We start from the raw sequence: 18,983 nt of genomic DNA, 5'->3' as shown, positions 1-18,983 counted from the left end.
GTCCCTTCCCCGCGCCATTTTCTTTCGTGACGGCAGGGGACGGATGCCACACAAGAGGCAGCATCTCGATGGCAAGAACCCTCCTGAACATAATCTGGCAAACCGCGCTGTTGTGGCTGGTTTTTCGCCTCGGCGTGTACCTGGTCGGGGTGCTGCATCTTGCCCTGCCGGGTAACGTGGCGGGAATGCTGATCATGTTCGCCTTGCTGACCTCAGGCCTCGTTACACCTCGCTACATCGAGACCGCTAGCGGGTTCCTCCTCAAGCATTTCGCCTTCTTCTTCATTCCCATCTCGGTGGGGCTCATGTCCTTCGGCTCGCTTGTGCGCCAAAGCGGCCTGGAGCTTCTTGTCATCCTCCTGGTAAGTGCGGCGCTCGGCGTGGCGGTCACCGGGATGTCCGTGCAACTGCTGCAAAAAAGGAGGGAGCCGTGAGCAACCTCCCTCTCTTCATCCTTTTCGTGGCGCTCACCATAGGGGCCTATCTGGCGACGCGCTGGCTTTTTCTCACTTACCGGCACCCGCTTTTGAACCCGGTTTTTCTCAGCACCGTCGCCCTCATCGCCTTCCTGCAGGCCACGGGTCTGACCCTGGAGGAGTATCGGCCGGCGAAGGATGTCATGACCTATCTGTTGGGACCCGCCACCGTCGCGCTTGCACTGCCGCTGTACCACAACCGCCGGGTCCTCAAAAGTCACGCCCTCCCGGTGCTGTCCGGCGTCGTCGCGGGGTCCCTGACGACCATGGCCGCCGCCCTCGTTGCCGGAAGGGGACTCGGACTCGACGAGCGTGTGCTCCTCTCCCTGGGACCCAAGTCGGTGACCGTTCCGATAGCGGTGGAGATCTCGCGGCTGACCGGCGGCGAGGCGAGTCTCACCGCAGCCTTCGTGGTCGCCACCGGGATGATCGGTTCCATCATGGGGCCATCGCTTCTGTCGCTTTGCCGTGTTAAAAGTCCGGTCGCTCGCGGCCTCGCCCTAGGCACCGTCTCGCACGGGCAGGGGACCGCCGTGGCCCTTCTCGAAAACGAAACAGCCGGAGCGATGGGGGGCGTCGCCATGGCCATCGCGGCCGTGTTCACCGCGCTCGTCGCACCATACTATCTGCCTCTTTTCCTGCACTGACGGCAGGTTCTGGCGGTTCACCACAAAACCCGGGGACTGATGCCCTTGAGGCGGTCCCGGCAAGAAAGGAACGATTGCCATGGAAAACAGTTTCATAAAGGCGCTCGCTGAGATAGTCGGAGCGGAATATACCCTTTCGGACCCAGAATCGCTTGCCTGCTACGGCTACGATTCTACGCCGGAGCTGCAGAGCAGGCCGGGCGTCGTGGTGCTTCCTAAGAGCACGGAAGAGATCGCCCGGGTCCTGGCGCTTTGCGACGGTTCCGGCATCAGGGTCACCCCGCGCGGTTCCGGCACCAACCTCTCCGGCGGCTCTATTTCCTTCGACGCCGGGGTCGTGCTGCAGACCAGCCGGATGAACCGCATCCTCGAGATCGACGAGGAGAACCTGACCGCAACCGTCGAGACCGGCGTGATCACCTCGGCCCTGCACCGCGAGGTGGAGGCGAAGGGGCTCTTCTACCCGCCCGACCCGGGTAGCATGAACATCTCCACCATGGGTGGCAACGTTGCCGAGAACTCCGGGGGGCTCAGGGGGCTCAAGTACGGCGTCACCGACGATTACGTGATGGGACTGAAGACCGTACTTGCCAACGGCGACATCCTGAAGACCGGCGGCAAGGTGGTGAAGGACGTGGCGGGGTACAACCTGAACCAGCTCCTCGTCTCCTCCGAGGGGACTCTGGGCATCTTCTCCGAGGTCACCGTGAAGCTGATCCCCAAGCCGCAGACCAAGAAGACCATGCTGGTGCACTTCCCGCAGCTCGAGCAGGCCGCGCTCACAGTTTCGCACATCATCGCGGCACGCATCATCCCGGCGACGCTGGAGTTTCTCGACCGCACCACCATCAAGTGCGTCGAGGACTACGCGAAGGTAGGCCTTCCACTTGACGTGGACGCCGTGCTCCTTATCGAGGTGGACGGACACCCGGCACAGGTCGAGGAGGACGCGGCTGGGATCAGGGACATCTGCGAACGGCACCACTGCTCCTTCTTCCAGACCGCGGCGAGTCCCGAGGAGGCGCTGAAGCTCGCTACCGCCCGCCGCGTGGCGCTCTCCGCACTGGCCCGCGTACGTCCCACCACCATCCTCGAGGACGCCACCGTGCCGAGGAGCTGCATTGCCCCGATGGTGAAGCTGATCCAGGACACCGCGAAGAAATACGACCTGCTCATCGGCACCTTCGGGCACGCCGGCGACGGCAACCTGCATCCGACCTGCCTCACCGACGAGCGGAACCCGGACGAGATCAAGAGGGCGCACCAGGCGTTCGGCGAGATCTTCGAGGCGACCATTGCCATGGGGGGGACCATTACTGGCGAGCACGGGGTAGGGGTTGCCAAGAAGAAATACCTGCCGAAGCTCGTGGGCGAGTCCGGGCTGCGTGTCATGCGCGGCATCAAGGGAGCGTTCGACCCCAAAGGGATCCTGAACCCCGGGAAGATCTTCTAGGCAGGCGCCAGCGGCGACCGGTCGGACCCAGTCGGACCAGTCGGACCAGTCGGACCAGTCGGACCAGTCGGACCAGTCGGACTGGCGGACTGGCGGTAAGCTCAGCAAATAAAGAGGCCATCATGGATTACGTAAAACTCATCAACTGCATGCGCTGCGGCATGTGCCTGCCGCACTGCCCGACCTACAAGGAGACCTTCCTGGAGACCGCCTCGCCGCGCGGTCGCGTTGCGCTGGTGCGCAAGTTCCAGGAAGGGGAACTCGTGGAGAGCGAGAAGTTCCTCGAGTACGTCTCGCTCTGCCTCGATTGCCAGGCGTGCGCTTCGGCATGCCCCTGCGGCGTCAACGCAGGTGAACTGGTCGCCGAGTTCCGCTGCGAGCGGAAAAACGAGAAGGGGCTCTCCTTCATGGAGGACATGGTCCTCAGAAAGCTCGTACCGCACCCGGACCGCCTCGAGGCCGCCACGGCGCCGCTCAGGCTGTACCAGAAAACCGGCCTGCAGAAGGTGGTCCGCTCCCTTGGGCTTTTGAAGATGTTCCCCGAGGCGTTGGGCCGCATGGAGGGACTCCTCCCGAAACTCCCCGATGCGCCGCTGCGCCAGACCATAAGCGAGGTGACCCCCGCGGTGGGGAAGGAGAAGGGGACGGCCGGCTTTTTCCTCGGCTGCGTCATGAGTCTCATCTTCAGCGAGGCAAGTCTTGCCACGGTCAACCTCCTCTCCGCCCTCGGGTACAAGGTGGTGACGCCAAAGGACCAGAAATGCTGCGGCGCACCCAACATGCTGGGGCATGACATAGAGGGGCTGAAGGACGCGGCCCGCTTCAACACGGACCTTTTTGAATCGCACGATCTCGACTTCGTGGTGACGGACTGCGGCGGCTGCGGCGCCGAGCTCAAAAAGTACGGCCATCACCTGGACGGGGAGGAGGGGGCGACCACCTTCAGCGCCAAGGTGCGCGACATATCCGAGGTTCTGGCCGGCGAGGCGGGCGCCCTTAAGGAGCTCTTGAAACCGCTCCCTGTAAAGGTGACCTACCACGACCCGTGTCACATTGCGCACTGCCAGGGGATTCGCAGCCAGCCGCGCACCATCATAAACCTCATACCGGGGATCGACTTCCGCGAGCTCCCCGAGGCGGACGCCTGCTGCGGGTCGGCGGGTACCTACAACATCGAGAAGCCGGAGATGTCGGACCGGGTGCTCTCGCGCAAGGTTTTAAACGTACAAAAGACCGGCGCAGACTACCTCGTAACCAGCAACCCCGGTTGTCTGTTGCAGCTCAAAAAGGCACTCTCAGAGGCGACCCCGCCGGTCAAGGTGATCCACCTGACCGAGCTTCTGCAGATGAGTATGGACGCTTGAGAGAGGGGTGGAAGCCGGCTCCAAAAGCCGCTGTCAGGTGCGTCAATTTGACGCCATCGGCGCGCCTAGAGCCCAAAAATTATGTTGCCTTAGCTTATCTAATGTAGTATCGGTGCCTTCATGAAATTTACGCCGATTAAACCCAAAAAGGTATCGACGCAGATCGCCGAGCAGATCCGCAGCTCCATTTTGGCGGGTGAATTCAACCCGGGAGAGAAGCTTCCTCCCGAGCGCGAACTGGCCGAGATGTTCGGGGTATCCCGCCCCTCGGTGCGCGAGGCGCTGAACATCCTCACCTCCTCCGGTCTCGTCGAGACCTACCAGGGGGGCGGGACGCTGGTGCGCTCCCTGGTGGAAAATACGGCGGCCATGCCACTCACCGAACTGATCCGCATCGACGGGGATCGCGCGCTGGACGTTATCGAGGTGCGCAAGGGGATGGAATCCTGGACCGCCTGGTATGCGGCCACCCGTGCGCTCCCCGAGGACATCAGGCGTATCGAGGCGGTGATCGACGGGATGAGGAAGAACCTCGAGGATCTGAAGCACTCCGAGGACTTCGACGCCCACTTCCACATGCTGGTGGCGCGCGCCACCCATAACGTGGTCTGGTCGCACATGATGCAGAGCATCTTCGAGGCTATGCAGGAATTCCAGCGCGATGTCTGGCGCGCCGTCTACCTAACCGAGGAGGATCAGCGCCTGCTCTTCAACCATCATCTGAAGATCTACGAGATGATCCGGGACCGGGACGCCGACGGTGCCCGCGGCGCCATGCTCGAGCACCTGGACTTCGCCCAGAAGCGCTGCTCCGCCTACGTATCGATGCGCGGCTCCGAATAGACCTTTACCAGAACCACCCTCAAGGGCCCGACAGAGATCTCTGCCGGGCTTTTTCTGCCTCTGCATCTGGCTCCGCTGACGCGCGTGAGGCGCGCTGTGCCTGTTAAAAGGGCTTGCCGCGGGCTCCTTTTTGGTTGAAGCAAATTTTCTTTTTAGTTATAGTTACGCGATTTATTTCCCTGCAGATAAAACCAAGGAGGGTTTACATGATAGATTTTCTGGGCGATTGGAAGAGAACCAGTTATTGCGGCGAGTTGAGGGCCGAGCACATCGGTCAGGATGTGGTCCTGATGGGGTGGGTCTCCAAGCGGCGCGACCACGGCGGTCTCATCTTCGTCGACCTGCGCGACAGGGACGGTATCGCCCAGGTGGTTTTCGACCCGGAAAGAAACGGCGACGCACACGGAAAGGCTGAGGGCGCCAGGAACGAGTACGTCCTCGCCATCAAAGGGACCGTGGCGGCCCGCCCGGAAGGGACCGTGAACCCGAAGATGAAAACCGGCGCGGTCGAGGTGCTGGTCAAGGAGTGCAAGCTCCTGAACCCCTCCAAGACGCTCCCCTTCACGCTTGACGGTTTTGTCGACGTGAACGAGAACATCCGCCTCAAGTACCGCTACCTTGACCTGAGGACCGGCCAGCTGCAGCAGAACATGATCCTGCGCTCCAAGGTCGCCCAGTTGACCCGCCAGTACCTGACCGACAACGGTTTCCTCGAACTCGAGACCCCGTTTCTCACCAAGTCCACCCCCGAAGGCGCCCGCGACTTCCTGGTCCCCTCGCGCATCAACAAGGGTGACTTCTACGCCTTGCCGCAGTCCCCGCAGCTCTTCAAGCAGATCCTCATGGTTTCCGGTTTCGACCGCTATTTCCAGATCGTGCGCTGCTTCCGCGACGAGGACCTGCGCGCCGACCGCCAGCCCGAGTTCACCCAGATCGACTGCGAGATGTCCTTCATCGACCGTGAAGACATCATCACAGTGATGGAGGGGCTCATGGCCCGCATCTTCACCGAGGCGCGCGGCGTGAAGGTCGATCTCCCGATCCAGAGGATGACCTACCAGGAGGCGATCCGCCGCTTCGGCGTGGACAACCCGGACCTGCGCTTCGGTCTCGAACTCGTCGAGCTCTCCGACATCGTCAAGAACTCCGGTTTCAAGGTCTTCGCGGACGTGGTGAACGGCGGCGGCATCGTCAAGGGGATGAACGTGAAGGGCGCGGGCTCCATGAGCCGCAAGGAGATCGACGACCTCACCGAATTCGCCAAGATCTACGGCGCCAAGGGGCTCGCCTACGTGAAGATGACCGCGGAAGGGTGGCAGTCCCCGATCGCGAAGTTCTTCACCCCGGAAGAGATCGCCACCATGGATAAGGCCTTTGACGCCAAGGAAGGGGACCTGCTCCTGTTCGTGGCCGACAAGCCCAAGGTCGTCAACGATTCCCTCGGCAAGCTCAGGAACCACCTGGCCGCCAAGATGGGGCTCACCGATCCGAACGAGTACCGCTTTGTCTGGATCACCGACTTCCCGCTGCTTGAGTGGGACGACGAGGAGAAGCGCTGGGCGGCGGTGCATCACCCCTTCACCGCCCCGATGGACGAGGACCTGCAGTACGTCGAGAGCGATCCCGGCCGCTGCCGCGCCAAGGCATACGACCTCGTGCTGAACGGCAACGAGATCGGCGGTGGTTCCATCAGGATCCATCAGGAGGAGGTGCAGTCCCTGATGTTCAAGATGCTCGGCCTCTCCGAGGAGAACGCCCGCGGCAAGTTCGGCTTCCTTCTGGACGCCCTCGAGTACGGCACCCCGCCGCACGGCGGCATCGCCTTCGGCCTCGACCGTCTCATGATGCTCATCACCGGCTCCGAATCGATCCGCGACGTCATCGCCTTCCCGAAGACGCAGAAGGGCGCCTGCCTCATGTCCGAAGCCCCCTCCGGCGTCGATACGCTGCAGTTGCGCGACCTGGGTATCCGTCTCGCCGTCAAACAATAAAGGGGCGTCCGCCATTGAGGCTTTTGGCCCGACTGATAACCCTGCTGCTTCTTATTTCCGCGGCGGCCTGCGCAACGCAGCCGCCGCGGTTTCGTGAGGAAGCCGCGGCCAAGCTTGACCAGCTCAAGTTCGAGGGTGGAGAGCGTCTGTACCCCGCCGAGTACGCCAGCGTGCTTCAGGCGTTCCTGAAGGGGGACGCCTTCATGATGGAGGATGAGTCCAAGGAGGCGGATCGTTACTTCCAGCTCACCCTGCTCAAAGGGGACCTCCTGGCTCGGGAGGTGGCTGTGGAGAAGGCGCGCCTTCTGGCTGAGGAAAAGGCCCGGCTTGCAGAAGAGCAGCGGCAAGCAGAGTTGGAGCGGCTCGCCAAGATGGAGGAGGAACGCCTCGCCAAGGCGCGGGCGCTCGAAAAGGCCCAGAAGGAGGCCGCCGAGGCTGAGCGGAAGAAAGCAAAGCCGCCGGTCAAGGAGCCGGTTCTCGTTCCATCCTGGTCGGTGCGTCGGGGGGAATCGCTCCCGCTTATCGCATCACGCTCCGAGGTCTACGGCGACAGGAATCTCTGGCCCCTGATCTATCGCGCCAACCGCGACCAGATCCGCGACCCGCGGCACATCTGGCCTGGCCAGATCCTAAGGGTTCCCAGGAACCTGGGGCGCGACGATTACGCCGAGGCGAGGCACTACGCCCAGGAGCACCCGCTGCACTGATCCAACCCCGTGTAGGACGATATTTTTAAACGGTATTTCGTCGGTATCAAAAAAAGACGATTCCGGACGGCCGCTTAGTGCCAGGAAGGTGAGAGGACCTCCGCAACTCTTTATGGACGCCTCTGTTGTCCGCTTGTCCGTGTTCTCGCGCAAACTCCTGCAATAACAGGCCTTTCCCCCTGTGTGCGCTGCGGCTTCCGCACTTTACCCCCCTCCCGTTTTCACGCTGACCTCCATTTATTTCTTCACGAGATTCCTTCCAGATTTTCCCTTGACAGTGAAAAACGTTTTGTATACTGTATACAAAATTTGAAATCCAAAGTTATCCTGCTAACATCCCATAATCCTTCATATATTTTGCGAGACGCCGCGAAGGGGAGGCAGATGCCCCGGATGGCAGGCGGTTGACGGGCTCCCGCAGACAGATAAAACACCATGTCGGGCGATGCAGCGTGGCTTTGCCCACCATTTTGTATTTGTGCATTGCATAAAAACCAAGGAGAGATCATGACAACTAATGCAAAGATCGTTTGGACCAAGATCGACGAGGCCCCCGCACTGGCAACCTACTCCCTGCTCCCCATCGTCAACGCCTTCACCAAGGCGGCTGGCGTCGAGGTAGAGACCAGGGACATCTCGCTGGCCGGCAGGATCATCGCGAACTTCCCGGAGAACCTGACCCCGGAGCAGAAGATCGCTGACGAACTCGCCTACCTCGGTGAGCTGACTCAGAAGCCGGAAGCCAACATCATCAAGCTCCCCAACGTCTCCGCCTCCATCCCGCAGCTCAAAGCCGCCATCGCCGAGCTCCAGAGCCAGGGGTATAACATCCCCAACTACCCGGAAGAGCCCAAAACCGACGAAGAGAAGGCGCTCGCAGCACGTTTCGCCAAGGTGCTCGGCTCCGCGGTAAACCCGGTTCTGCGTGAGGGTAACTCCGACCGTCGCGTTGCCAAGGCGGTTAAGGAATACGCCAAGAAGCACCCGCACAAGATGGGCGCCTGGTCCTCCGACTCCAAGAGCCACGTTTCCAACATGAGCGCCGGTGATTTCTACCACTCCGAGAAATCGGTGACCCTGAAAGAGGCCACCACCGCCAGGATCGAGTTCATCGACAACCTGGGTAAGGTGACCGTGATGAAGGAGAAGCTCCCGCTGCAGGCTGGCGAGGTGCTGGACGGCTCCTTCATGAACGTTCGGGCGCTGCGTAAGTTCATCCAGGAGCAGATCGACGACGCCAAGGCAAAGGGTATCCTCTTCTCCGTGCACCTTAAGGCGACCATGATGAAGATCTCCGACCCGGTCATCTTCGGTCACTTCGTCTCCGTTTACTTCAAGGACGTCTTCGAGAAGCATGAGGCGACCTTCAAGGAGATCGGCGTCAACGCCGACCTGGGCCTTGGCGACCTCTACAAGAAACTCGACAAGCTCCCGGCAGGCAAGAAGGCAGAGATCGAGGCCGACATCCAGGCCACCTACGCCAAGCAGCCGCCGCTGGCCATGGTCGATTCCGACAAAGGGATCACCAACCTGCACGCCTCCAACGACATCATCATCGATGCCTCGATGCCGGTCGTCATCCGCGACTCCGGCAAGATGTGGGCCCCGGACGGCAAACTCGCTGACACCAAGTGCGTGATTCCCGATACCTGCTACTCCGAGTGGTACCAGGAGTGCATCGACTTCTGCAAGAAAAACGGGCAGTTCGACCCGACCACCATGGGCGCCACCTCCAACGTCGGTCTCATGGCGCAGAAGGCCGAGGAATACGGCTCCCATGACAAAACTTTCGTAGCACCGCTCAACGGCACCATGCGCGTCGTCGATGCCTCCGGCGAAGTGCTGATCCAGCACCAGGTAGAGCAGGGCGACATCTGGCGCGGCTGCCAGGCGAAGGATCTCCCGATCCGCGACTGGGTCAAGCTTGCCGTCAGCCGTGCCCGTGCAACCGGCGCTCCGGCCGTCTTCTGGCTCGACAAGAACCGCGCACACGACGCCCAGATGATCGAGAAGGTGAACACCTACCTGAAGGATCACGACACCACCGGTCTCGAGCTCCACATCATGTCCCCGGTCGAGGCGATGAGGTTCACCCTCCCGAGGGCAAAGGCCGGCAAGGACACCATCACCGTTACCGGCAACGCGCTCAGGGATTACCTGACCGACCTGTTCCCGATCCTCGAACTCGGCACTTCCGCGAAGATGCTCTCCATCGTTCCGCTGCTCGCGGGCGGCGGCCTCTTCGAGACCGGTGCGGGCGGCTCCGCTCCGAAGCACGTGCAGCAGTTCCAGCAGGAAGGCTACCTGCGCTGGGATTCCCTGGGTGAGTTCCTTGCCCTCGCGGTCTCCCTCGAGCACCTGGCCGCTACCTTCAAGAACGAGAAGGCCGCGCTCCTCGCCGAGACCCTCGACGTGGCCAACACCAAGTTCCTGGATCAGAACAAGAACCCAGCGCGTAAAGTCGGCCAGATCGACAACCGCGGCAGCCACTTCTACCTGGCCATGTACTGGGCCGAGGCTATCGCCGCCCAGACCAAGGACGCCGGCCTCGCCGCCAAGTTCGCCAAGGTGGCGAAGGCACTCCAGGAGAACGAAGAGAAGATCAACGCCGAGCTCATCGGCGCCCAGGGCAAGCCGGTCGACATGGGGGGCTACTACCACCCGAGTGATGCCAAGACCGAGGCCGCGATGCGTCCGAGTGCAACCCTGAACGCGATCGTTGACTCGATCAACTAACAGGCGTAAACGTAGGATTCGCTTCACCGGAAGATAATCACATTCTATTAACGGAGGAAGAAAACATGGCACGTAAGAAAATCGCACTTATCGGTGGTGGTCAGATCGGCGGCGTACTTGCACAGCTCGCAGCTCTGCGCGAACTGGGTGACGTGGTGATGTTCGACATCGTGGAAGGCCTTCCGCAGGGCAAGATGCTCGATATCGCCGAAGTAGGCTCTGTTGACAGCTTTGACTGCTGCCTCAAGGGCACCAATAGCTACGAGGACATCCAGGGCGCCGACGTCGTCATCGTCACCGCAGGTCTTCCCCGCAAACCGGGCATGAGCCGCGACGACCTGATCGAGGTCAACTCCAAGATCATGACCTCCGTCGCGGAAGGGATCAAGGCCCACGCACCGAACTCCTTCGTCATCGTCATCTCCAACCCGCTCGACGCGATGGTGACCCTGTGCCAGAAGATCACCGGCTTCCCCTACAACCGCGTCATCGGTCAGGCCGGCGTCCTCGACTCCGCACGCTTCAAGACCTTCATCGCCTGGGAACTCGGCGTTTCCGTCAAGGACGTGAACGCGATGACCCTGGGCGGCCACGGCGACGATATGGTGCCGCTGGTCCGTTATGCCTCTGTGAACGGGATCCCGGTCATGGAACTCCTCGAGAAGAAATACAAGGACAAGGCTAAGGCCAAGGAAGTCATGGAAGCCATGGTCAAGAGGACCCGCGGTGCAGGCGGCGAGGTTGTCGCCCTGCTGAAAACCGGTTCCGCCTTCTACTCCCCGGCTTCCTCCGCGATCTGCATGGCGGAGTCCATCCTGAAGGACCAGAAGCGCGTGCTGCCGACCTGCGCACACCTGAACGGCGAGTTCGGCGTGAAAGGCTTCTACGTCGGCGTTCCCTGCGTACTGGGCGAGAACGGCGTCGAGCAGATCCTCGAGTTCGAACTCGACGCAGAAGAGCAGGCGATGATGGACAAGTCCGTCGCCGCGGTTAAGGAACTCGTTGGTTCCATGAAGTAGAAAGAACTGCAGCAGGTACTACCAGGGGGTAGGGAGGTTTCCCCTCTCTACCCCCTTTTTACAAAAGGTGAGGGTTCGGGCGTAAATTCGAGCACTTGCATTTTGTATACACTATGTGTTATATACCCACAATTTGCACAGCCTGCGAGGGCAATTTGTCAAAGGAGCTACGTTGATGGAGAAAACACCGGCTAACATCGAGATCATCGAGAAGTACTGCAAGGGGTGCCACATCTGTGTGGAATTCTGCCCCACCAAGGTCTTGGAAATGAAGGGTTTTGTGGCAAGCGTCAAGAACCTTGAGGCATGCATCAAGTGCATGCAGTGCGAGCTTAGATGCCCTGATTTTGCAATCAAAGTATCGTAAACAATCTTAGGAGGTAAGAAAGTGGCTAAAAAAGTTGCATTCCTTCAGGGGAACGAAGCTGCCGCACAGGGGGCACTCTACGCCGGGTGCACGTTCTTCGGCGGTTATCCGATTACACCTTCCACCGAGGTGGCAGAGGTTATGTCTGTCGAGCTTCCGAAGATCGGCGGTAAATTCATCCAGATGGAAGATGAGATCGGCGCGATGGCTTCCGTCATCGGCGCTTCCCTTACCGGCGCTAAAGTACTGACCGCGACCTCGGGCCCGGGCCTTTCGCTCAAGCAGGAGCTGATCGGCTACGCCTGCATTGCTGAAACCCCTTGCGTCATCGTCAACGTCATGAGGGGCGGCCCCTCCACCGGCATGCCGACCGGCCCTTCCCAGTCCGACGTCATGTGCGCCAAGTGGGGCACCCACGGTGACCACCCGGCCATCTGCCTCACCCCGGCTTCCGTGCAGGAACTCTTCGAAGAGACCGTGCGCGCCTTCAACCTGGCCGAGAAATACCGCACCCCGGTAATGGTTATGCCGGACGAAATCGTGGCCCACATGCGCGAGCGCATCGTGTTCCCGGAGCCGGGCGAACTGGAAGTCATCAACAGGACCGCTCCGAGCGTCACCCCGGCGGAGTACAAACCGTACGACACGAGCTTCGGCGACGTACCGCCGCTGGCTGCTTTCGGCACCGACTACCGTTTCCACGTGACCGGCCTCAACAAGGGGCAGGACGGCTTCCCGACCACCAAGGCTGCCTGGGTTCAGGCCGAGGAAGAGCGCCAGGTGCGCAAGGTTGAAGCCAACGTCGACGACATCGTTCAGTTCGAAGAGTACGAACTTGCTGACGCTGAAGTCGCCATCGTCGCCTACGGTTCCACCTCCCGCTCCGCCCGTTTTGCAGTGAACGAGGCGAGGAAGCAGGGGATCAAGGCTGGCCTGTTCAGGATCAAGACCTTCTGGCCGTTCCCGGAGAAGCAGATCGCGGCTCTTGCCGGCAAGGTGAAGGCATTCATCACCCCGGAGATGAACCTCGGCATGTGCACCGGCGAAGTGAAGCGCTGCGCTGAAGGCAAGGCAGCGGTCCACGGCATCTTCCGCGTTGACGGCGAGCCGATCAACCCGGGGCAGATCCTCGAAAAGATCAAGGAGGTTAAGTAACATGTCTTTTGATTACGATAAGTACATCCGTCCCGGCAAGCTGCCGCACATCTGGTGCCCGGGCTGCGGTCACGGCATTGTCATGAAAGGCCTGATCCGCGCGATCGACACCCTTGGTCTTCAGAAAAACAACACCGCCATCGTTTCCGGCATCGGCTGCGCATCGCGTCTTCCGGGCTACATGGACTTCTGCACCCTGCACACCGCGCATGGCCGCGCAGCCGCTTTCGCAACCGGCGTCAAGATGGCCAAGCCGGAGATGAACGTCATTCTCGTGGGCGGCGACGGCGATGGTACCGCGATCGGCGGCAACCACTTCATCCACGCCTGCCGTCGTAACATCGACATGACCTACATCATCATGAACAACAACATCTACGGGATGACCGGCGGCCAGTTCTCCCCCTGCACCCCGACCGGTGCCAAGGCGTCCACCACCGTGTACGGCAACCCCGACCCGGCGTTCGACGTCGCCAAGCTGGCGATCGGCGCAGGCGCCACCTTCGTCGCCCGCGGCACCGCGTACCACGCGACCCAGATCGACAAGCTGATCGCGGAAGCGATCCAGCACAAGGGCTTCTCCGTGGTCGAGATTCTGGACGACTGCCCGACCACCTACGGTCGCCGCAACAAGTTCAAGTCGGTTATCGAGATGATGAACCGCCTGAAGGACATCGCCGTTCCGGTCAAGGCCGCCGAGAAGATGACTGCCGAGCAGCTTGAAGGCAAGATCCTGACCGGTGTTCTGTACAAGGAAGAGCGTCCGAACTACACCGACGAATACGCGAAAGTCATCGAGCGCGCCAAGAAATAAAAAAGGAGGAGAACCTCAGATGTCTCAGAGATATGAAATCAGATTTTCCGGGGCTGGCGGGCAGGGTCTCATCCTCGCCGGCGTCATCATGGCGGAAGCCGCTTCCATCTACGACGGCAAGCAGGCCGTTCAGTCGCAGAGCTACGGTCCCGAAGCAAGGGGCGGTGCATCCAAGTCGGAGGTCATCGTTTCCGACACCATGATCGACTACCCGAAGGCGACCGTCGTCGACGCGCTGCTCGCGCTTACCCAGGAAGCCTGCGACAAGTACTCCCACGACCTGAAGGAAGGCGGGGTGCTGCTGGTCGATTCCGACCTGGTGACCAAGCTTCCCAAGGGGAACTTCAAGACTGTTGCCTTCCCGATCATCAACACCGCCAAGAACGAAGTCGGTCGTGAGATCGTTGCCAACATCGTGGCGCTGGGCGCCATGGTGGCACTGACCGGCGTGGTCAGCAAGGAAGGGGCCGAGAAGGCAGTTCTCGCCCGTGTTCCGGAAGCCTTCATGGAGCTGAACAAGAAGGCGTTCCAGCTTGGTTTCGAGAAGGCGACTGCGGCCAAGGCCTAATCGCATCACCTCTGTAGCACGGAAAGGCCCGGCGTAACTGCCGGGCCTTTTTTTTTACGCGTTGGGCGCGCAGTCGCCCGCCGGCTTGTCAGCTCGCCTGCCTGTTAGCAGGCTAGCGCGCACGCAGCCAGTCCGTCATACCGATCCGAAAAATCCGACAAGTCAGATGGCTGCAGCAGGCGAATCTTGCACTATGCCACCTGTAAGCTAGAATCCACTCTTACAAAGCAAAGCAGCAAAGCCTGAGAGGATCGCCGCATGCCCCTTGAACTGTGTCAACTAGCGCTGAGACAGACCCTCGATCTCATCACCCTCACCGATGACACATTGCGCGATCTAACCCGCCGCAAGTTCAGCAGCGACGAACTATACAACGAAGTGCTGGGCAAGTTACTTGGAGGAAACGGCCGCCGCGGCCCTTCTGGCATCCTCATCGCCAACGAAGGGCCCGACGCCACCTGCTGCAACGGCCAGGTATTTCATCTGCGTGACGAGCGACTGCTTGAACGCTCAGAGACAATAAGCATCGAACCTGGTTCTAGCTACGCCGGGAGCCTTCTTCTTGTCGAAGGTGGAGCCGAAGTGGTGGCGCTTAACTGGAACGACATCTGCGCGAGCATCGAGGAATTCCAGTCTTTTTTTCATCCCAAGGTGCTTGAGGCGATGGAAGAGCCGATCCTGAACTTCGTAAGCTGCCGGATCAGCGGGGACGTGAAAGGGGTAATAGAGGCCTTCAATTATCAGGGGAGGGTAACCGAGTACGACGCGGATGTTCTACGCAGTGCCGCCGTCATGATCGGTTCACTGGTGACCGTCTCCAACGGGATGCGCGAGACGGAGCACGCGTTCACCTACACCATACAGGCGCTCGCGCGTGCCTGCGAGGCCGCCGAGCCCGATACCGGCCGCCACATCGTCCGCGTGAACCGCTACGCCGGCGCGCTTGCGGCCAACATGGGGTTCAACAACGAGTTCGTGAACGACATGTCCATTTCGGCGCAGATGCACGATGTGGGCAAGATCCGCATCCCCACCGAGATCCTGCTCAAAGAAGGAAGGCTTACGCCGCGGGAAATGAAACTGATACGCCAGCATCCCGCCTACGGTTCCGAGATCATAGGCGATTCCCCGCGACTTCGGATCGCCAGAGAGATCGCACTCTCGCATCACGAGAACTGGGACGGCACCGGGTACCCCAAGCGGCTCAGGGGTGAGCGGATTCCCATCTCGGGGCGCATCGTTAAGGTCGCTGACGTGTACGACGCACTCCGATCACGCCGCAGTTACAAGGGGGCCATGACCCATGAGGAAGCCCTCCATGTGTTTCGAAACGGGGACGACCGGATCAACCCGGCAGCTCATTTCGACCCCACCGTTCTCGCCGCCTTTTTCAGGATCGAGCACATGTTCGAGATGATCTTCGACAGTTCGATTCTGAAACTAGGCTATGACCGAGCGGTGACCCCGGCCGATGCGAAATAGATAAGGTAGAAGGAGGGGAGAAAGCTGTCCTCTGCGGAAATGCAGCAAGAAGCGTCCCCTCGCCCGACGGGAGAGGGACAGGGTGAGGGAAGGTTTCATCCCCCCATCCGTACCCTGAACTGACTCACCCTTTGCTGCATGATGATCTGCTGCAACTTCTCCGGCGGCACTTCCTTACCGTCCAGTAGTGCCGGATCGATGCCCAACTGCGCCGCGTTCAACTTAGCCACCTCGAGCGCCACCTCCCACCCCGGCATGGAAGCATGAAAGTCCGCCGCCACCTGCAAAGGTAGGAACTCCTGAATCCCCCCCTTGATGGCATCCAGCGCGAGCCGTATCTTCGTCGAATCCCGCAGTTCTTCCCAACGATTAGCGTTGTTGTGCAGCCGGTTCGTTGCCTGCAGCGCACGTTGCAGTGCGACCGGTAGCCTCAGTCTCCTGCAGAAGGCCGGTACCTGCTCGGCCCCCAGCGTGTCGTGCCCGTGGTGTTTGGGATGCAGTTCCGGCGGCGTGTAGAGCTTGCCGAGATCGTGGAAGAGGGCACAGAAGCGGGCGACGGGCGCCGGTGTCAGTCCAGCCATCCGTTCCAGCACCTGCAGGGAATGCGTGAAGAGGTCACCCTCGGGGTGGTGTTGCGGAGGACCTGCGGGAATCTCCGCCATTCTGAAGATCTCGGGGAGGAAGTTGACGCCGATGTTGAACTCCAGCATGCGGCGGAAGAACCGGGAGGGATCATCCTTGGCGAGCGCCTTGAGCATCTCCTGGGAAAACCGTTCCACCGGGATGCGCTGCAGGGATGCCGTCCAGTCGCGTCCATTCAGGATCCGCTCCGCTTCAGCATCAAGCCGCCAACCCTCGCATTCGAACCGGAAGGCGCGCAGGATGCGCAGCGGGTCATTGGTAAGGCTTTCGGGGGAGCAGCAGCGCAACACGCGACCTTCTAGGTCGGCTTTGCCGCCGAGGGGATCGACGAGCCGCCCCTCAAGTGACATGGCCATGGCGTTCACGGTGAAGTCGCGCCGGGAAAGGTCTGCGGGGAGCGCGTCGAGCGACGGGAGCCAGGTTATTTCGATCTTCCCGAAGGGCTCCTTGAAGCGGAAATAGATATTAGGGGTGCTTTTCGACTCGACGAGGCGAAACCCCAGCGCGGTGAGCTCCGAGACGGGAGCCGCAGCCACGAGGTCCACATCCTGGCAATCCACCCCCAGAAGGACGTCCCGCACCATTCCGCCAACCAGAAAGATGGAAGGGTGCAGGTGCTCCGGGAAGAACCTCTTCAATGCCGCAATCAGCCGGTCCATAAAACCCTCGTCTGAAGACGAAAAACTTAACGCAAAGACGCCAAGGCGCAGAGGCGCTAAGAAAACCTTAAACTGGAAAAAACAAGTCTGGCATCTCTATACTCTGCGTCTTTGCGGCTCCGCGTCTTTGCGTTAAAGATGTTCAGAAACAATGAAGGATGCCGCGCCGAAGATAAACAGGAGTGAAAAACAACAGCAAAAGAAAGGCTTCGAGAAATTCCCAAAGCCAGTCTTTTACCTCTTTTCGTCTTGGCGGTTTTGCGCCTTTGCGTTAAGCCTTTAAGTCTTGTGCCTTTTCCAAGAGAGCCACGTCCTCGACGTGCACCGTCTGCGGGAACATGTCCACCGGCTGCACCTCGAGGGTCCGGTACCCCAGACGGGACAGGATGTCCAGGTCGCGCGCCAGGGTTTCCGGTGAGCAGGAGACGTAGATGATACGGGCAGGATTTATGGCCGCTACGCTCTTTAGAACCTTCTCTTCGCACCCTTTCCTGGGCGGGTTCAGCACGATCAGGTCCGCGCCCCCCTCTTCGCCGATCTCGTCGATAAGATGCACGGCATCGCCCGCCTCGAAGCTGCAGTTGTCGGCGCGGTTCATCACCGCGTTGGCGGTGGCGTCGGCGACGGCCGCCTCGACGACCTCGATCCCCACCACTTCACGTGCCTGGTCCGCCAGGAAAAGCGAGATGCCGCCGATGCCGCAGTAAAGGTCGATCACCCGCTCCTTGCCGGAGAGACGCGCGAACTCCCGCACCTTCTCGTAGATGATGCGGGCGGCGCCGCTGTTCACCTGGAAGAAGGAGTGCGGCGAGAGGTTGAAGCTCTTGTCACCGATGAAGGCCTTCAGACTCTGCGCCTTCGTTATGGAGCGGTCCTTGTGGCCGAAGATCACGTTCCCCGTAGAGTTGTTGATGTTCTGTGCCACGACGGCGACCTCGGGGACTGCCTGCTGGATGAACTTGGCCAGGTGGTGCATCTCGTTGTAGCCCTGGTCCGTGGTCACGAAGACCACCATCACCTGGTTGCCGGGCTCGGCCACGCGCACCACCAGGTAGCGTAAGAGCCCCATCTCGCTCTTCGGGTTGTAAATCTGCACCTTCCCCTTCTTGATCCCGGCCTTTGCGGCCTTAACCACCTTGTTGATCAGCGGATGGTGCAGCGCGCAGTCCTCGATCTCCAGCACGTCGTGCGTGTTGCGACGGTAGATTCCGATCACCGGGTCGGAGTGCTTGCCGGCGACGACGAGTTTCGCCGTGTTGCGGTAGCCTAGCTCGCTCGGTGAGGCGATCACGTCATGTATGGTGGCCCCGGAAAGGGAAGGGTATCTGCGGATCTGGCGGCTCACCATTTCCTTTTTCCAGGCGAGCTGGGCCGGGTAGCGCATTTGCATGAGACCGCAGCCGTCGCAGGCCTTCCCCATGGTGCAGGCCGCTGAGGGGGCGCGGTCGGGCGACCGCTTCAAAAGCTTTATGATGTTGGCGAAGGACTCCCTGCGTCCGACGTAGGTGATCTTCCCGACGACGGTCTCACCGGCGAGTCCGCCAGCTATGAGAACGCGGGTCCCTTCGTGGATGGCGATGCCGAACCCCTCTTCGTTGTTTGAAATAATCTGGAGTTCCAGCACCTGGCCGCTACGCAGCGCAGGCTGGCGCTCTTCCCTGGCACCGACCGGACGCGCCGGTTTCCCCTTTGCCTGTTTGGCGGGCGCTTTGCCATCGGCCTTCTTGAAGGTCTTTCCTGCGGGTTGCTCTCGCTGGTCGCGTGGCTTTCCTGCTGCGGGACGGGCAGGTTTCTCTGCGCGGGAAGGGGCCGCCGCTGCCCGTTCCGGCTTGGCTGCCAGCTTCTTCGTCTTCGGAACGGGAGTGTTTTCCTTGCGGGAAGGTTTTGAGTTCTCGGTGAAATGCTTTGGTTTGCTGGTATTTTTCATCCTTCTTTCATAGATTGAAAAGCCAACCGTGTCAACCGCCGAATTGCTGCCACTCTGCCTTGCATAGGTGACCCCGAGGGATACACTAACGCTGGCGCAACTCTCATTGTGTCGGTGAGAGACGAGTCGAGAC

At 60.6% G+C, this 18,983-nt stretch carries 16 protein-coding genes; 14 read left to right on the top strand and 2 right to left on the bottom strand.

Annotated features, from left to right (window positions below; genetic code table 11):
- Positions 1-68 precede the first annotated feature (68 nt).
- The 14 genes from E8K79_RS05660 to E8K79_RS05595 all read left to right on the top strand — a co-directional run bounded on the left by E8K79_RS05660 (position 69) and on the right by E8K79_RS05595 (position 15,622).
- Positions 69-434: a CidA/LrgA family protein gene (locus E8K79_RS05660; protein WP_135871158.1), complete on the top strand. Its 366-nt coding sequence runs from the start codon at positions 69-71 to the stop codon at positions 432-434.
- On the top strand, positions 431-1,123 hold the full coding sequence (locus E8K79_RS05655; protein WP_135871160.1) for an LrgB family protein: 693 nt from the start codon (positions 431-433) through the stop codon (positions 1,121-1,123). The genes E8K79_RS05660 and E8K79_RS05655 overlap by 4 nt, the downstream gene beginning before the upstream one ends.
- Positions 1,124-1,202: 79 nt before the next feature.
- Positions 1,203-2,576: an FAD-binding oxidoreductase gene (locus E8K79_RS05650; protein ID WP_136513844.1), complete on the top strand. Its 1,374-nt coding sequence runs from the start codon at positions 1,203-1,205 to the stop codon at positions 2,574-2,576.
- 122 nt (positions 2,577-2,698) lie between these two features.
- Positions 2,699-3,940 carry a (Fe-S)-binding protein gene (locus E8K79_RS05645; protein WP_136513843.1) on the top strand — a complete coding sequence of 414 codons (1,242 nt, stop codon included), beginning with the start codon at positions 2,699-2,701 and terminating at the stop codon, positions 3,938-3,940.
- 120 nt (positions 3,941-4,060) lie between these two features.
- Positions 4,061-4,783 carry a FadR/GntR family transcriptional regulator gene (locus tag E8K79_RS05640; protein ID WP_136513842.1) on the top strand — a complete coding sequence of 241 codons (723 nt, stop codon included), beginning with the start codon at positions 4,061-4,063 and terminating at the stop codon, positions 4,781-4,783.
- A 206-nt stretch (positions 4,784-4,989) separates the two neighbouring features.
- Positions 4,990-6,774 carry an aspartate--tRNA ligase gene (gene aspS, locus E8K79_RS05635; protein WP_136513841.1) on the top strand — a complete coding sequence of 595 codons (1,785 nt, stop codon included), beginning with the start codon at positions 4,990-4,992 and terminating at the stop codon, positions 6,772-6,774.
- Between the two features lie 23 nt (positions 6,775-6,797).
- On the top strand, positions 6,798-7,481 hold the full coding sequence (locus tag E8K79_RS05630; protein ID WP_246043730.1) for a LysM peptidoglycan-binding domain-containing protein: 684 nt from the start codon (positions 6,798-6,800) through the stop codon (positions 7,479-7,481).
- A 507-nt stretch (positions 7,482-7,988) separates the two neighbouring features.
- The gene (locus tag E8K79_RS05625) at positions 7,989-10,217 is read left to right on the top strand and encodes an NADP-dependent isocitrate dehydrogenase (RefSeq protein WP_198419776.1); all 2,229 of its coding nucleotides are present in this window, start codon (positions 7,989-7,991) and stop codon (positions 10,215-10,217) included.
- A gap of 65 nt (positions 10,218-10,282) precedes the next feature.
- Positions 10,283-11,236, top strand: a complete 954-nt coding sequence (gene mdh, locus E8K79_RS05620) for a malate dehydrogenase (RefSeq protein ID WP_135871171.1) — start codon at positions 10,283-10,285, stop codon at positions 11,234-11,236.
- Positions 11,237-11,411: 175 nt separating this feature from the next.
- Positions 11,412-11,603 carry a 4Fe-4S binding protein gene (locus tag E8K79_RS05615; protein WP_129126504.1) on the top strand — a complete coding sequence of 64 codons (192 nt, stop codon included), beginning with the start codon at positions 11,412-11,414 and terminating at the stop codon, positions 11,601-11,603.
- Between the two features lie 21 nt (positions 11,604-11,624).
- Positions 11,625-12,758 (top strand): 2-oxoacid:acceptor oxidoreductase subunit alpha, encoded by a 1,134-nt coding sequence (locus E8K79_RS05610; protein WP_136513839.1) that lies wholly within the window; start codon positions 11,625-11,627, stop codon positions 12,756-12,758.
- Position 12,759: 1 nt separating this feature from the next.
- Positions 12,760-13,572 carry a 2-oxoacid:ferredoxin oxidoreductase subunit beta gene (locus E8K79_RS05605; protein WP_129126502.1) on the top strand — a complete coding sequence of 271 codons (813 nt, stop codon included), beginning with the start codon at positions 12,760-12,762 and terminating at the stop codon, positions 13,570-13,572.
- A gap of 19 nt (positions 13,573-13,591) precedes the next feature.
- Positions 13,592-14,140, top strand: a complete 549-nt coding sequence (locus E8K79_RS05600) for a 2-oxoacid:acceptor oxidoreductase family protein (RefSeq protein ID WP_135871174.1) — start codon at positions 13,592-13,594, stop codon at positions 14,138-14,140.
- A 258-nt stretch (positions 14,141-14,398) separates the two neighbouring features.
- The gene (locus E8K79_RS05595; RefSeq protein ID WP_136513838.1) at positions 14,399-15,622 is read left to right on the top strand and encodes an HD-GYP domain-containing protein; all 1,224 of its coding nucleotides are present in this window, start codon (positions 14,399-14,401) and stop codon (positions 15,620-15,622) included.
- A gap of 95 nt (positions 15,623-15,717) precedes the next feature.
- Here E8K79_RS05595 and E8K79_RS05590 read toward each other — a convergent pair whose 3' ends face one another.
- Both E8K79_RS05590 and rlmD read right to left on the bottom strand, forming a co-directional pair.
- The gene (locus E8K79_RS05590) at positions 15,718-16,923 is read right to left on the bottom strand and encodes an HD domain-containing protein (protein ID WP_136513837.1); all 1,206 of its coding nucleotides are present in this window, start codon (positions 16,921-16,923) and stop codon (positions 15,718-15,720) included.
- A gap of 271 nt (positions 16,924-17,194) precedes the next feature.
- Positions 17,195-18,850, bottom strand: coding sequence for a 23S rRNA (uracil(1939)-C(5))-methyltransferase RlmD (gene rlmD, locus E8K79_RS05585; protein WP_246043729.1), 1,656 nt, complete (start codon positions 18,848-18,850; stop codon positions 17,195-17,197).
- Positions 18,851-18,983 lie beyond the last annotated feature (133 nt).

The sequence above is a fragment of the Geomonas edaphica genome (assembly GCF_004917075.1).
GTDB classification, from domain to species: domain Bacteria; phylum Desulfobacterota; class Desulfuromonadia; order Geobacterales; family Geobacteraceae; genus Geomonas; species Geomonas edaphica.
This window is presented reverse-complemented; position numbering and strand designations above follow the sequence as displayed.